This window comes from Chelativorans xinjiangensis (genome assembly GCF_009812055.1).
In the GTDB taxonomy this organism is placed as follows: Bacteria; Pseudomonadota; Alphaproteobacteria; order Rhizobiales; family Rhizobiaceae; genus Chelativorans; species Chelativorans xinjiangense.
In genome coordinates this window covers 14,043-29,283 of record NZ_WQNH01000017.1, presented here as the reverse complement: position 1 = coordinate 29,283, position 15,241 = coordinate 14,043, and the positions used below count along the sequence as shown (strand labels likewise).

Annotated in this window: 8 protein-coding genes; 7 read left to right on the top strand and 1 reads right to left on the bottom strand. The window is 60.2% G+C overall.

Going from position 1 to position 15,241, the window contains the following annotated elements:
- The first annotated feature begins 2 nt into the window (after nucleotides 1–2).
- Together GM910_RS12970 and GM910_RS12965 are read left to right on the top strand one after the other, a co-directional pair.
- Nucleotides 3–1,400, top strand: coding sequence for an HlyD family type I secretion periplasmic adaptor subunit (locus tag GM910_RS12970; RefSeq protein ID WP_159587979.1), 1,398 nt, complete (start codon nucleotides 3–5; stop codon nucleotides 1,398–1,400).
- A 4-nt stretch (nucleotides 1,401–1,404) separates the two neighbouring features.
- Nucleotides 1,405–3,600 carry a type I secretion system permease/ATPase gene (locus GM910_RS12965; protein ID WP_159587978.1) on the top strand — a complete coding sequence of 732 codons (2,196 nt, stop codon included), beginning with the start codon at nucleotides 1,405–1,407 and terminating at the stop codon, nucleotides 3,598–3,600.
- Nucleotides 3,601–3,692: 92 nt separating this feature from the next.
- Here the strand turns inward: GM910_RS12965 and GM910_RS12960 are convergent, their stop codons facing one another.
- Nucleotides 3,693–7,328: a hypothetical protein gene (locus GM910_RS12960; RefSeq protein ID WP_159587977.1), complete on the bottom strand. Its 3,636-nt coding sequence runs from the start codon at nucleotides 7,326–7,328 to the stop codon at nucleotides 3,693–3,695.
- 815 nt (nucleotides 7,329–8,143) lie between these two features.
- On the opposite strand from GM910_RS12960, the gene GM910_RS12955 reads away from it, so the two are divergent.
- From GM910_RS12955 to GM910_RS12935, 5 genes are all read left to right on the top strand, one after another.
- Nucleotides 8,144–8,962, top strand: a complete 819-nt coding sequence (locus GM910_RS12955; RefSeq protein WP_343032988.1) for a substrate-binding domain-containing protein — start codon at nucleotides 8,144–8,146, stop codon at nucleotides 8,960–8,962.
- Nucleotides 8,963–9,027: 65 nt separating this feature from the next.
- Nucleotides 9,028–10,416, top strand: a complete 1,389-nt coding sequence (locus GM910_RS12950) for a sensor histidine kinase (protein ID WP_281354895.1) — start codon at nucleotides 9,028–9,030, stop codon at nucleotides 10,414–10,416.
- The gene (locus GM910_RS12945) at nucleotides 10,406–11,743 is read left to right on the top strand and encodes a sigma-54-dependent transcriptional regulator (protein ID WP_159587974.1); all 1,338 of its coding nucleotides are present in this window, start codon (nucleotides 10,406–10,408) and stop codon (nucleotides 11,741–11,743) included. The genes GM910_RS12950 and GM910_RS12945 overlap by 11 nt, the downstream gene beginning before the upstream one ends.
- Before the next feature lie 155 nt (nucleotides 11,744–11,898).
- Complete coding sequence (locus GM910_RS12940) at nucleotides 11,899–12,420, top strand: arsenate reductase (azurin) small subunit (RefSeq protein WP_159587973.1); 522 nt, start codon at nucleotides 11,899–11,901, stop codon at nucleotides 12,418–12,420.
- A 12-nt stretch (nucleotides 12,421–12,432) separates the two neighbouring features.
- Complete coding sequence (locus GM910_RS12935) at nucleotides 12,433–14,952, top strand: arsenate reductase (azurin) large subunit (RefSeq protein ID WP_159587972.1); 2,520 nt, start codon at nucleotides 12,433–12,435, stop codon at nucleotides 14,950–14,952.
- The last annotated feature ends 289 nt before the right edge of the window (nucleotides 14,953–15,241 follow it).

The window sequence follows — 15,241 nt, the reverse complement described above, 5'->3', positions numbered from 1 at the left end:
GCATGATGCTCAAATGGCTCCGGCAGCACGTCGGCATCGTCCGGCAAACGCTGAAAGCGCAGCGCAAGGCAGAGAAGTCGCCGCAGAAGAAGGATTTCGAACTCGAGTTCCTGCCGGGCTACCTGGAGATTCTGGAGCGTCCGCCATCCCGTGTGGGGCGTTTCTTCGGATGGGCGATCATGGGCCTGTGTGCGCTTGTGCTCCTCTGGGCGATTTTCGGAAGGATTGACATGATCGCCTCGGCGCCCGGCAAGATCATCATCAGCCAGTACTCCAAAATCGTGCAGGCCCCTGAGGCGGGCGAGGTCGCGAATATACACGTAGGCAACGGCCAACCCGTCGCCCGCGGTGACGTTCTGATAGAGCTAAACCCCACCACCGCAGGGGCAGAAGCGGAGCGCCTGCGCACGCAGGTGGAATTTTCCGCACTCGAAATGGCGAGGCTGGAGGCCCTCCTCACCGACGATCCGCCGGGCAAGTTCAACCCGCCCCAGAAGGTCTCTCGTACCAGGCTGGCGATCGTACGCGATCGGCTGATGGGCGCCTATCAGGAGCAGCAGGCAGAGGAGGAGACCTTCGCAGCAAAGCTGGCTGGCAACGAGGCGCAGCAGCAAGCCGCAACGCGTGACATCGCTGAATTGGAGGCGCTGCTTGCCAATGTGCGCGAACGCTACAAGAGCCGGAAAGAACTCACCGATAAGGGGCACTTTCCGCGCCTGCAGCTCTTGGAGTTGGAAGAAACTCTGCTCAACCGGGAGCGTGAGCTTCTAGGAAAGAAGTCCGAGTTCGACGTGTTGCTCACCGATCGGAAGGCCCTTCAGACCGAGAAGCTGCAGCGCAGGACCGAACGACGCCGGAACGTCCTGGAGCAGCTCGACGAGGAGCGCAGAAAGCTGGTCGATCTCAGGCAAGAGTTGATCAAGGCGGAGGAAAGATCACGACATCTGACAATCCAAGCCCCCGTCGATGGCGTTGTTCAACAACTGGCCACACACACGCTGGGCGGCATCGTAACGGTGGGCCAGGAATTGATGGTGATCGTGCCCGATCACGCCACCCTTGAGGCCGAAGTCAACGTGCTGAACAAGGACGCCGGTTTCGTCCGGGCGGAGCAGGCCGTGGAACTGAAGATCGAAAGCTTTCCCTATACGCGCTATGGGACGATCAAAGGAGAGGTCCTTCACATCTCGCGCGATTCGATCGCGGACGAGCGGCTTGGGCTCATCTATCCTGCGCGCATCCGGATGTCGGCGGACAGTATTGCCGTCAAAAGCAAGGAGGTAGCCCTTTCCGCCGGAATGCAAGTCACCGCCGAGATCAAGACCGGCAGCCGCCGTATCATCGATTATCTCCTGAGCCCGCTGATGGAATACCAGCACGATGCATTGCGCGAGCGGTAGGTAAATGAGCGCGGTTGCCGAAACCCTTGCGGAAACGTCCTGGACCGACAGCGCGGAAGCAGGGTCGGACCTTCGCCAGGATAGTGGTCTACATGCCGTGGTGGTGGCCGCTCGTGCGTTTGGAATCGCTGCCGACGCCGGGCAGGTCTGGCACCTCCAGGCTCCCGCGAAGGGCTTTTTCCAAGAGATGGACATCCTGCGGGCCGCCAAGCAGCTGGGCTTGCGGGCACGCGCCGTCGATGTTTCGTTTAAAAGGCTACGCTTCACGCCTTTGCCAGCGCTCGTCTCTGAAAGCGGCCACGGGGAAAGCGGCCACGGGCGCTATTGCCTGCTCCGGTCAATCACGGAAGAAAGCGTTCACCTGCTCTCGCCGTTGGACGGGAAGGATATTGATCTCTTCCCTGCGGAATTCGCGCGGCGGTTCTCCAGGCGCGTGATCCTCCTGTCGCGTGCTGCGCCCGAAGCGGAGGAAATAAGGTCCTTTGGTCTGGGGTGGTTTCTGCCGTCCATTCTAAAGCATGTGGCGCGGTTTCGTATGGTGATCGTCGCCGCTGTCGTCCTCCAGCTTTTCGCGCTCGCCTCTCCCAAGCTGTCGGAACTGGTCATCGATCGCGTCCTCGTCGGCCGCGGGCTACAAAGCCTGGAAGTGCTGGCGATCGGGCTTCTGGGCATCGCTCTCTTCAACCCGCTGATGGAGTATTTTCGCGGCCTCATCTATGCGCACTTGGCAAGCTGCGTAAACGCAGAGCTCTCGACGAAGCTTTTCCGCCACCTCATTCACCTGCCGCTCGGCTTTTTCCTCAGAAGGCAGGCAGGCGAAATCATTGCCCGTGTGCGCGAGCTCGACCATATACGCAGCTTCCTCACCGGATCCGCCCTGATGCTGGTGCTCGACTTCGCCTTTGTCGGCATCTTTATCGCGCTCATGTACAGCTATGCTGTCAATCTCGCCTCGATTGTACTTGGGTCGCTTGCCGTCTATTTCATCCTTTGGATGATCATCGCCCCCTTCCTGCGCCGCCGAATGAAGCGGGAGCTGGAGCGTCAGGCCGCCAACACCGCATATCTGACTGAGACCATCGCGGGCATCGAAACGGTGAAGAGCTTGGCCATCGAGGATCGTTTCTCCCGCGACTGGGAGGACCGCCTCGCCGCCCTTCTCAAGGCTTCCTTCGGCGCCGCCATGCTCGGCAATTGGGCGGGCGGCAGCATCAATCTGGTGCACAAGGTCACCAGCGCCGTTCTACTTTGGTTCGGCGTGCACCACGTGCTCGCCGGCGAACTTACGGTCGGGCAATTGGTGGCTTTCAACATGCTGGCCGGTCACGTCACTATGCCGATCCTGCGCCTTGCCCAGATATGGCAGGACTTCCAGCACACGGGTGTTTCCCTCAGGCGGATCGGCGATATTCTCGATGAGAAGACGGAGACTACGTCGGGCGCGGGACGCTCTTCCCTTCACCGGGTCCGCGGCGAGATAGAACTGCGCAAGGTCACGTTCCGCTACACCGAAGCCGGGCCGGAAGTGCTACGGCGCCTAAGCCTGAAAGTCGCTGCCGGGGAGAAGCTCGGTGTCACCGGTCGCAGCGGTTCCGGCAAGAGCACGATCACGAAGCTGATCCAGCGGCTCGATGTGCCGCAGAGCGGCCAGGTGCTCATCGATGGCGTCGACCTCGCCATGGCCGATACCGCCACGCTGCGCAAGAACATGGGCATCGTCCTGCAGGAGAGCTTCCTGTTCAACGGGTCCGTTCTTGAGAACCTCAAGCTCGGCAATCCACAAGCGACCGAGGAGCAGCTTATGAAAGCCGCACAGCTAGCCGGTGCGCACGACTTCATCGTCAATGACCTGCCGCGCGGATACGAGACCGAAGTAGGCGAGCGTGGCAGCCTACTTTCGGGCGGTCAGCGCCAGCGCATCGCCATCGCGCGCGCTCTGACGGCGCAACCGCCGATCCTCATCTTCGACGAGGCAACGAGCGCGCTCGACTACGAATCCGAAGCGGCAATCATCGAACGGCTGCCGGAAATCCTGAGGGATCGGACGGCCATCATGATAACGCACCGCCTCAACGCCATGCGCCTGTGCGATCGGATCGTGGTGCTCGAGCACGGCGAAATCGTCGAGGAAGGCTCACATGCGGACTTGTTGAGCCGCGAAGGACACTACGCTGATCTGTGGTGGCAGCAGAACGGATAATCACCGTCGGAGCACACGCAGGCAACCTGGAAGGTACACCCGGACGCCGCCAAACGCCGAAGCGAAAAGGCCGTCCGGGTGTGACCGGTCATTCAGGCTGCCGGGATGGCGATCGACTGCGGCATATTCCCTGCAGTATTCACGGGCAGCGCCGCAGCCGCTGAAAAATCGGCATTCATCTCCATGAGCGCCAAGGATGTCATAAGCTGGTCGGTCCGCGCCTTCCAGATCGCCATCGGAACATATTCGTCGGCCGGCGACTGTTCGCAAGGTGCCTTCTTGGCGTAGTTCTCGCTCAGGTCATCCGGGCCGTATTCCGTAGGCGTGCGAAGCGTGATGGGCGGAATGCTAGCATCGATGTCGACGAAATAATCCTTCAGTATCACGGTTAGTGCACTTCCGCCTTGGGACTCCGGCGCTACCCCATTAATCGCGAGAGAGTCGTCAATGCGCGTGAAGTTTTCCAGCGTCACATCGAACGGCAGGTTGATGGTCAGCGAGCTGCCGGCAGCGCTTGAAAAGGAAACGATCTTATGGCCGGAGGCTTTCCGGCCGAACACAACCGTGTCGACGCCGGTTCCCGGGGCGATCAAATCATCGCCGCCGGTATCGGAGATCACGTCGTCGCCGTCGCCGCCGATAAGGTAGTCGTCACCCTCGCTACCGACGATCGTGTCGTTGCCTTTTCCGCCGTCCAGGTAATCACCGAACATTGCCCCGGTTTCGGAATAGGCGGTGGCCGTCAGTTTATCGTCAAGCTCACCGCCTATGGCTTCCACGCAAGCTTGCGGCGCGATGTATTCGTTGGGTGCGTTCACCTTTCCATACCATATATGCCTGTTCTCGCCGAAGGTACCCTCGTCCGAAAGATAGGGGTTGCCTTCCTCGTCCAGGCCCATCTCGAAACGGGCACCGCCGGCGTCGACCAGCGTGATATGGCGGTGTTCCTCGCCAAGCATATAGTTCTGCAGACGGAAACTCGCCGGATCTTCCACGCCGCCGCGCGTGTCGCGGACGACGACATCGTTCCCGTCCCGTTGCAGACCGATATATTGCCGGCTGATCGGGGAGCGCAGATGGGAGCGAGTGGAATCAGCCGTCCCGCTGCCGGGCTGGGTCTGTTCCGCTGCGTCTTCCTTGCCCGCGGAAATCAGTTCGAAGACGCCGCCGATGCTATCCGCCGGGGTGTCTCCGCTTTGCGGGGCACCGTCACCGAAGCCGCCGTAGAGGAAATCGGTTAGCTCGTCGCCCTCGAAGTAGAAAGTGAATTTGTCCGGCAACGTATATATGCGATCGCCGCTTCCGGCTCCTTCTATGTGCAATTGCTTGCGCGGACCGGAATCCGTTTGGATTTCCGTGAAATGAACCATGAGTTCGTCAAGATTGGTGCCTTCCGGAACGGTGCGGTCGTTCATTGGAAGATAGAGGACTTTCGCGCCGCCATCGAAACCGCCGCCTGTGGGGATCACCTCCGGCCACAGGGGCTCGATCAGAAATCCGTCTCTCGTCTGGAAGGTGAACGCGCTCCTGAGACGCTTTGTGCCGTCCGCGTTATCCGCATAGGCATCCTTCAAGCGCAGACTGGTTGACGAGCCGTCGTCATTCGCCAGCTTGATAACAACATCGTTGCCGTCCAGTTCGGGGCGTCCCATCTCGCCAAGCGAGAAATCGAGGTGAACGGTGTTGCTTTCCTCCTCTTCGTCCGCCTCCTCGATCGTGACGGTCGCATCCGTGGGCGCGCTCTGCGCGGATTTACGCCCCAGATGGTATTCGTCGCTGCCGGTTCCACCTTTTGCCAAAACGCCATCATCGGCAGAGAAACGCAAAACATCATCGCCGCCTCGGCCTTCGAGCGTGTCCCGACCACCCCCGCTGCTCAGCTCGTTCGCCGCTTCGTTGCCGATGAGGCAATCGTCGCTTGCCCCACCGACGGTCACGTTTTCGATATTCTTTAGATTCGCGACAAGCTTACCGTCCGCACGGTATTTCAACGCGCCATTCTCGCGGTCAAGATTGACATCGATGCCGCCAGCCTCGGCAGGGAGTGAATTTATTTCGATCCAATCCGCGCCTTCACCGCCATCGAAACTGCTAGGCTTATCCGGCGCCGGCGTGCCATCCAGCACGAAATGATCCTTCACCATTCCGCCGGTGAAATATTTCGTGCCGCTTTCGACCTCAAACCAATTCTGGCGGAGTTTGTGACCCCGGGCCCAGTCCGTGCCACCGCCCAATTCAAATCTGGTGATCCCAGTCGGATCGAACTCGGCGAAGCTTTCACCTTTTACGATGTACCTATTGGTCGGTACTTGCACGGTGTCCAGGGTTCTAACCGGCACGGCAATGTGAGTGGGATCCTGATTGCGTTTGTTCCACTCTGCCGCGCTCGCAAGAGATTCTTCCTCCGAAATGCCTGTTTTCAGCTTATCCCAAGGAGTAATGTTGATATCATTTTCTCCTTCACCTTTATCAGCACGATGAACATCCCAAATATAGGTTGATTCGTATTCCACATCAGCACCCAGGGATTTTGCAGTGTCAACGGTATCCTTCCAGGAATTATTGTCATATAAATCATAGTAATCTGATCTATCATCAGATGACGAGAAATTAAATATATGAACGTTACTCTTCATAGAAAAATAAATGAATCCTCGGCTTTTGTTTTCTTCAGTTAGTTGAGCTGACTTCTCTATCGCTTTGGCCTCACTGTACTTCTCATCAAGAATTACAAACGAATCGTGCCATATTTCAACGACGCTATAAAGATACTCCTTTGTCGTAGAAATGTTTTGCCCGCTATAGGTGATTTCGTTCACACTGCTTCCAAGAAGCTCGTTCAGGCGCTTTTCGTTTTCTGCCCTCAGATTCTGATCGAGTTCGGCGCGATAGGCCATCTGCGCCTTTACCTGAAGAACTGCCTCCTGCAGGTCCGAGTCCATGGGGGCGCCGAACAGCATCTTGAGGATATTCAGGATGTATCGTCCGGCGGGGACGTCCATTATCTTCTCGGCAAGTTTGATATCCTGATACGCGGAATAAGCCTGGTTGAAGGCGAATAAGCCAAGGGCAACGATCCCGGTCACCACCCCGATCGGTGTGGCGAGGGTAGCGCCGAGCAGGGCGCCCGCCGCCAGCCCCCCTGCGCCAATCACGCCGGACGCCAAGGAGACCCAGTACGACGTAAGCTTCTTCTGTCGCTCGACCGGATCCTGTGAATGCAACCCCTCATCAAGGCTTTTGAATGCGAAATAGAAGTCGGCGAGGAATCCGAATACGCGAAAGAAGCCCTTTGCAGCCTTTGCAAAGCCCAAGCCAATTTTTGTAATCGACCTTCCCATTTTTGAAGCGACTGTCGCCGTCGTCGAGGCTGCGTCTTCCACCTTCTGGCTCAGATTTTTGATAATATTGTCGAGGTGGTTGCTTGATTCCACGCCATCGGAGATATAGTTCGCAGTAAGGGTAGTCGAAGCTGTACTGACCCCAAACGTTGCGCCGTATTCCGCGATATTCCTGATTGCAGCGGTACGCTGCTCTGGCGTCAGGTCGCTGTCAAAAAGTCGCCTGGCCGACAGAAACGTGTAGAACCCTCCTCGGAGATTACCAAAAACGCGTAGACCGATACTTATCCTATTAAAGGTCTTGCTTTCTGAGGGTGATCCTGCTGCCGGTGTGTCCGCTGTTGATGCAATTTGTTCTGGAAGAATTTCGTTTGTCGCACTGCTCATGGTATGCATCCTCCAATAAACTATGCTGAAAAAGAATGGGAAGACGGCTATCTCCGCTCCAACCTCAGATTTAAAATATCCATAGGGTGCGGCGCAAATCTATATGTATTCCTATAATTATTATGCATAACTATCGTTTGATCGGTAGTCTGCAATATTCCTTCACGGTGCCGGTTTAGCAAGGAAAATTTGTAATAGTTATATATCATTCATACTTATACAAAATCGGGAACTGTTGAATCCTTCCGCCATGGCACGAACGAGTTTACGGAAATCGTGACCCATTTCCACCGCAAGGCCACTTCCGCAATCCAGCCTTCTGAGACGGATAGCAACCGGAAGATCGACCCGTTGTTCCCATCGACAGCGGACGCGACGAACGTCTCAATGCTCCAAAGCGATCACTGCGACGGTCTCGGGGTGTGCCAGTGGCGAACACTTCCGAGGGTAGCCACCGATCCCCCCGAAAAGAAGGCTAGCGCCGGTCACCGTTGTCGGCTTCACCGCTCAGCGGCGCGGTCATGAAATTGGAGCGGGGAGGCGTTATCGGCGCTCCCATGAGGTAGGCTCGCCAAGTGGTTGGTCATCCCCGAATGAAAGCGTCGGGAGGCGATGTAGACGGCGACAACCGCTTCGACGTGGCACCACGCGCCATGCAATTCCGACGCCCGGCTTGGTCGCATTCCCACGTCGTATACGCTAATCTGGCAAGGGCACCGTGTTGCCTCTTGTGGGAGGAACAGATGGAGTGGGTCACTCGACGGAAAAGGGCAAGTCTTTCGCGCCGTGACTTTACACGAGGCGCGGCAGCGACCTTGCTGATTGCATGTTCCGGCAGACAGCTCCGCGCGGATGAGGACATATTCAAGTTCGGCCTGACACCGGTTTTCCTGACCAGCGATCTTGAGCTTCTTGGGCATCTGAGGGCCTATCTCTCCTCGAAAATTGGCGGCCCCGTAGAGCTTGTCATGCGACGGACATATCAGGAAATCACGGCGCTCCTGGTTTCCGGACAGATCCATTCGGCCTGGATCTGCGGCTATCCCTACGTCCAGTACCGGGACAGTCTGGACCTGGTGGCAACGCCCTGCTGGCATGGGAAGCCGCTCTACCAGTCCTACCTGATCGCTCCTTCCGACCGGACGGTCGACGACTGGCGAGAACTGCGCGGAGACATCCACGCCTTCTCCGATCCGGATTCCAATTCCGGTTTTCTCGTCACGCGGACACTGCTGGCAGAAAACGGGATGATGCCGGACCAGTTCTTCGCGCGCCATTTCTTCACTTACGGACACCGCAACGTCGTCCGTGCGGTTGCATCCCGGCTGGCGCATTCGGGAAGCGTCGACGGATATGTGTGGGAAGTGATGCAGAAAACCGAGTCGGCTCTCGTCGCCCGAACAAGGATCGTCAGGCGCTCCGAATGGCTGGGCTTCCCTCCGGTCGCTGCACCGAAGTCCCTGGCTGGCGAACCCCGGCTTGCCCGTTTCAAGGACGCCCTTATGACAATGGCCGATGATTCCGAAGGACGTAAGGTTCTCGACCTTCTGAAGCTGGACGGCTTCGTCCCGACGAAACCTTCCCTGTTCGATGCGATCGCGGCCAAGGTCGAAACCGTCAGGCGGTTCGGATGAAGCTGGTCAATCGCCTCAGGTCGATACCGATCTCCTATCGCATGCCGTTGATCGTGGCATTGCTGATGGTGGCGGTCAGCGCGGCAATCTCCGAACGTGTCCTCGATCGCCTGTCGCGCACCCAGGGGCGATTCCTGGACGGCTTGGCGGAGACATATCTCGACGGCCTCTCGTCCGCGGTGGTTCCTGCCGTGTTGCGCGCGGATGTCTGGGAGGTTTTTGACGCGCTTGATCGGTCCGCCTCTTCCTATGGGGCTCTGGCTCCATTGGAAACGATTGTGACCGGCGCCGACGGGCGTGTGCTGGCGGCGAGCGATCCTGGCAGGATTGCCGCTTATTCCGAATTGCCGAAGGCTTATGTCGAACGTTATGGTTCCGGCCTGGTCACCATCGACGAAACCTCGATGACCGGCTTCGCGCGCCGCGATCTTGTCTATCAGGGGCTGCCGATAGGGACGATTCACGCGACATTTGACGTGGCACATCTCTTTGCCGAACGGCGTGAAATCCTGATTACGCTTCTCGTCACCAATGGAGTGCTTGCCGCCCTTTTTTCGCTGGGGGGATTCCTGCTAGTCAGGCGGATGATTGGTCCGATGCGGATCCTCGAAAGCCATATGCGAGCGGCGGCGAACGGGACTGCCGAACCGATCTCTTTGAACGAGTTCCCCTCGCGAGATCCAGAGGTTGCCAGCCTCTTTCGCGGCTACAATGTCCTTGTTCATTCCGAACGTGAACGCGCCAATCTGGCCATGCAGCTCGCCGAGGAGGAGAAGCTGGCGAGCCTCGGGCGCCTCGCCTCGGGCATGGCGCACGAGATAAACAATCCGCTGGGCGGCCTCTTCAACGCAATCGACACACTGAAGACGCATGGTTCGACTCCCGGCGTCCGTGACACGTCCATCAGCCTGATCGAGCGGGGCCTGCAGGGTATCCGCGAGGTCGTCGAGGCCGCGCTCGCCACCTATCGTCCCGAGCGGTCCTCACGCCTGCTCTCTGCGGCGGACCTGGAGGACGTGCGCCTGCTCGTTAAGCCGGAATTGGTACGTCGCCGTCAGCGTTTGAACTGGGCTGTGGATTGGACGGTGCCGCACGAATTGCCGGTCAAGAGCGGTCCTGTTCGCCAGGCTGTGCTCAACTTGCTCCTGAATGCAAGTGCGGCGACAGTCGAAGGCGGTGAGATCGGCTTTGCCGCATCCGGATCGACCGACCGGCTCAGACTGGAAATCCATGACGAAGGGCCTGGTATTCCCGATGATATCGCCGGCATCCTCGTCGACAGCGATCCTGGACCCGCCGTGCGCGTCGGCCGCGGGCTGGGTCTCTGGATGGTGCGGCGCGTGGTTGACGAACTCGCCGGGTCGGTGACAATTGCCGGAAAACCTGAGGGCGGGACCGTGGTGACGCTGGTCTTGCCCCTTTCAAGGGAGGATAGGCGGGCGAATGCTGCCTGAGCGCGCGCGCATAGGACTGGTCGAGGACGATCCGGTTATGGGTGGATCGATCGTCCAGCGGCTGGAACTGGAAGGTTGGGACGTGACCTGGTGGCAGACGGGGCGGGAAGCGGTCGATGCCATAGATTGCGTTGCCGCGCTCGACCTCGTCATCTGCGACATTCGGCTGCCGGATATGTCGGGCGAAGCGGTCTTTGGCGAGTTCACCAAGCAGCCGAACACGCCGCCATTCCTGTTCGTAACCGGCTATGGTGAAATCGACCAGGCGGTCAGGCTGATGCGTTCGGGGGCTGCCGACTTCATGACCAAGCCGTTCGCCATGGATGAGTTCTTGAGGCGCATCGAGGCCGGCCGCAGGACCTCGGCTTTGGGCGCCCGGATGGCGGGGTGTCTCGGCGAGTCCCCGGCAATCCGGCAGGTGGAAGACCTGCTCCACCGCTATGCCGGGCACGACCTGCCGGTGCTGATCACCGGTGAGACGGGGTGCGGCAAGGAAGTGGCGGCGCGGCTTCTGCACCAGATCTCGCCACGCGCGTCGGAACCTTTCGTTGCAGTCAACTGCGCTGCGATCCCGGCCGAGCTTCTGGAAAGCGAGATCTTCGGGCATGAGAAGGGCGCCTTCACCGGCGCCCAGACGCGGCATCTCGGCTATGCCGAGCGCGCGCGTAAGGGCACGCTCTTCCTCGACGAGATCGGCGACATGCCGGCAGCGTTGCAGGCGAAGCTCTTGCGGTTGATCGAGGATGCCAGCTTCACATGCGTTGGCGGGGAGGCGGCCATCCCCTTCCAGGCGCGTGTCGTGTCAGCCACCCACCGCGACCTCGCCAGGGGGAGCGCTGCGAGCGGATTCCGCGACGATCTCTATTTCCGGCTTGCCGTCCTGCCGGTCGAGATACCGCCCTTGCGCAAACGGCCGGAGGACATCTCCTGGCTGATGGATCGCTTCCTCGATAACGCCGCAAGCCGCTCCGATGCGCGTATCCGCGGCTTAAGTGCGCTGGCCGAAGAGGCGGCGCTCGCGCATCCCTGGCCCGGCAACATCCGCGAACTGCGCAATCGGATTGAGCGCGCAGTGGCGCTGACCAACAATGAATGGATCATGCCGGGCGACCTCTTCCCCGAGCAGGCGTCGAAGCCGGCCCAGGCCGCCTTCGCACCCTTGGCCGATGTCAGGGACGCCGCCGAACGCCGGCAGATCGAGCGCGCGCTGGACGAAGCAGGCGGGCGGGTCGGCAAGGCGGCGGGATTGCTTGCCATCTCGCGCACCACGCTTTGGGAGAAGATGACGCGCTTCGGTATCGGAGACCGGACGCGTTCGGGTTCCTGAACCTTCGGCAGTGCAGCATGTCCGGAATTTCAAACATTCCGGCTCCCGGCAGTCATCGGCTGCAGCCGCAAACCTGCTGAAATGCAGCTTTCCTTCGTCTGGCACGCAGCTTGCGCTGCTCCTCCCACGGTCATTGCATCGCGAGGGAGGAAAGCATGTCACGTTGCGACAAGCTGGTGGACGTTGGCCGCCGGCAGTTTCTGAGGGGAGGAGCGCTTACAGCGGCCGGCGCCGCTGCCGCCGCCACGCTTCCGTATGAAGCCAAGGCGCAGGTCGCTATGGCGCGGGTCGAATATCCGGCCAATCGCCTGGCGAATGTATCGGACCTTGCCGAGAACGAGCCCTTCGACGTCACCTATCCGGACGAAAACGCACCCGGCGTGCTCCTGAAGCTCGGGACGCGCGTCGAGGGAGGCGCCGGGCCTGACGGCGACATCGTCGGATTCTCGACGGTCTGCCCGCACAAGGGATATCCGCTCAACTACAATTCTGAAGACCGGACGCTCAATTGCTCCGGCCATTACTCGCGCTTCGACTGCGAAGCGGGCGGGCAGCAGATCTGGGGTCAGGCAACGCAGAACCTGCCGCAATACACACTCCGGGTTGACGATAAGGGCGATATCTATGCCGAGGGGCTCGACGAGCTCCTCTACGGCCGCCTGTCAAACGTGCTCTAAGGGGAGGGGAAGATGGCCTACAAGAGACAGATCGACCGCCTGCCCATCATCCCGGCGGGCGCGACCAAACACAATGTCGTCTGCCACTATTGTATCGTCGGCTGCGGCTACCACGCCTATTCCTGGCCGGTGAACAAGCAGGGCGGCACGGATCCTTCGGCGAATGTGTTCGGGGTCGACCTTTCCGAGCAGCAATATGCAGAGACGGATGCCTGGTACTCGCCGTCCATGTACAACATCGTCAAGCAGGGCGGGAAAGACGTTCACATCGTCATCAAGCCCGACCATGAATGCATGGTCAATTCCGGCCTCGGCTCCGTTCGCGGCGCCCGAATGGCGGAGATGAGCTACTCGCAGGCTCGTTCCACGCAGCAGCAGCGGCTCACCGCCCCGCTGGTCTGGCGCTATGGCCAGATGCAGCCGACGAGCTGGGACGACGCGCTCGATCTCGTCGCCCGCGTCACCGCCCGCGTGGTAGCCGAGAAAGGCGAGGACGCGCTCTTCGTCTCCGCCTTCGACCATGGTGGTGCCGGCGGTGGATACGAGAACACCTGGGGCACCGGAAAGCTCTATTTCGGGGCGATGAAGGTCAAGAACATCCGTATCCACAACCGCCCTGCCTACAATTCCGAGGTCCACGGCACGCGCGACATGGGCGTGGGCGAGCTCAACAATTGCTACGAGGATGCCGAGCTCGCCGACACGATCATGGTGGTCGGGGCGAATTCGCTGGAGACGCAGACCAACTACTTCCTCAACCATTGGGTCCCGAACCTGCGCGGGACCTCGCTCGGCAAGAAGAACGAGCAGCTTGCGGGCGAGCCGCACGATCGTGGCCGCATTGTCATCGTCGATCCTCGGCGCACGGTCACGGTAGCGGCCTGCGAAGCGGAGGCAGGCACGGAGAATGTCCTGCACCTGCAGATCAAGTCCGGCACGGACCTCGCACTCTTCAACGCGCTCTTCACCGAGATCGCCGACAGGGGCTGGGTCGACCAGGATTTCATCGACGCCAGCACCACGAGCGAAGCCGGCACCGGCGACGGAAGCGACCCGGCGCATCCGGGCGTGCTGACGAGCTTTGCCGCCGCGCGCGAGGGCAACCGCATGTCGATCGAGGAGGCAGCCAAGATCACCGGCCTCGCTCCAGACGACATCCGCAAGGCGGCGAGATGGATCGCCGAGCCCAAGGAGGGTGGTGCCCGCCGGCGCACCATGTTCGCCTATGAGAAGGGCCTGATCTGGGGCAACGACAACTACCGCACCAATGGCGCGCTGGTGAATATCGCTCTTGCCACCGGCAATGTCGGACGGGCCGGCGGCGGCGTCGTTCGCCTCGGCGGCCACCAGGAAGGTTATGCCCGCCCGGGTGACGCGCATGTCGGACGTCCCGCGGCTTATGTCGACAAGCTTCTGATCGAAGGGCAGGGCGGCGTCCACCACATCTGGGGCTGCGACCACTACAAGACCACACTGAACGCGGCCGAGTTCAAGCGCGTCTACAAGATGCGCACCGACAAGGTGAAGGACGCGATGAACAAGGTGCCCTATGGCGATCGCGAGGCGATGGTGGACGCCATCGTCGCGGCGATCGACGATGGAGGCCTGTTCGCCGTCGACGTCGACATCGTGCCGACCAGGATCGGCGAGGCCTGCCACGTAGTGCTTCCGGCCGCTACCTCCGGTGAAATGAACCTCACCTCCATGAACGGCGAGCGGCGCATGCGGCTGACCGAGCGCTATATGGATCCGCCCGGCCAAGCCATGCCCGACTGCCTGATCGCCGCGCGTATCGCCAACCACATGCAGCGCGTCCTCACCGACCTTGGTAAGCCCGAGATCGCTGCAAACTTCGACGGCTTCGACTGGCAGACCGAGGAAGACGCCTTCGTGGACGGCTATCATGCCACCGCCGGCGGGGGCGAACACGTCACCTATGAACGGCTGCGCGCGATGGGCACCAACGGCTTCCAGGAGCCTGCCATCGGCTACGAGGACGGCAAGATCGTCGGCACGAAGCGCCTCTACGAGGACGGCAAATTCGGCACCGAGGACGGCAAGGCCCGTTTCATGCATGCCGCTTGGCGGGGGTTGCAGGCGCCGGGCAAGCAGGAGCAGCAGGCGAACTATCCGTTCCTCATCAACAACGGCCGCGCCAATCTCGTCTGGCAGTCAGCCTATCTCGACGTGGAGAACGATCTGGTCATGGACCGCTGGCCGTTCCCCTTCATCGAGATGCACCCGGACGACATGGCGAAGCTGAGCGTCAAGGAAGGCGATCTGGTCGAGGTCTACAACGACGCCGGTTCGACCCAGGCGATGGTCTATCCCGCGCCCTCGGCCCGCCCGGGCGAGACGTTCATGCTCTTTGCCTTTCCTACCGGCGTGCAGGGCAATGTCGTCAACGCTGGCACGAACGAGCTGATCATCCCGAATTACAAGCAGACCTGGGGCAATATCCGCAAGATCGCGGATGCTCCCGCCTCGGTCGCCCACCTGTCGTTCAAGTCCAAGGAATACAGCGCCATCTGACCCATGGACGCGGTCATGGCCGTCGCGGACAAGCTGCGGCGGCCTTCTTCCGCGCAAGCGACGGACGTGGTTTGGTTAGCGCCGCGGGAATTCTTCTGCAACGGCGCTATGATATGGCGACCTGATATCTTCGCCCTGGGGGTCTACGCCCTGAACCTGGCCGGTCTCAACCAGAAGAGGGGTCGTTCGACCAGAGTGCAGATGATCTGGATAGGCGGCGGGTGCGCTGAAACGAAACTTCGACTCTTGCCGAAATAGGTTGACTGGGCAACGTTGCGACACTACCATA

Coding starts and splice junctions, on each gene's coding strand:
- GM910_RS12970 (WP_159587979.1), top strand. CDS start 3: ATGATGCTCAAATGGCTCCGGCAGCACGTCGGCATCGTCCGGCAAACG.
- GM910_RS12965 (WP_159587978.1), top strand. CDS start 1,405: ATGAGCGCGGTTGCCGAAACCCTTGCGGAAACGTCCTGGACCGACAGC.
- GM910_RS12960 (WP_159587977.1), bottom strand. CDS start 7,328: ATGAGCAGTGCGACAAACGAAATTCTTCCAGAACAAATTGCATCAACA.
- GM910_RS12950 (WP_281354895.1), top strand. CDS start 9,028: ATGGTGGCGGTCAGCGCGGCAATCTCCGAACGTGTCCTCGATCGCCTG.
- GM910_RS12945 (WP_159587974.1), top strand. CDS start 10,406: ATGCTGCCTGAGCGCGCGCGCATAGGACTGGTCGAGGACGATCCGGTT.
- GM910_RS12940 (WP_159587973.1), top strand. CDS start 11,899: ATGTCACGTTGCGACAAGCTGGTGGACGTTGGCCGCCGGCAGTTTCTG.
- GM910_RS12935 (WP_159587972.1), top strand. CDS start 12,433: ATGGCCTACAAGAGACAGATCGACCGCCTGCCCATCATCCCGGCGGGC.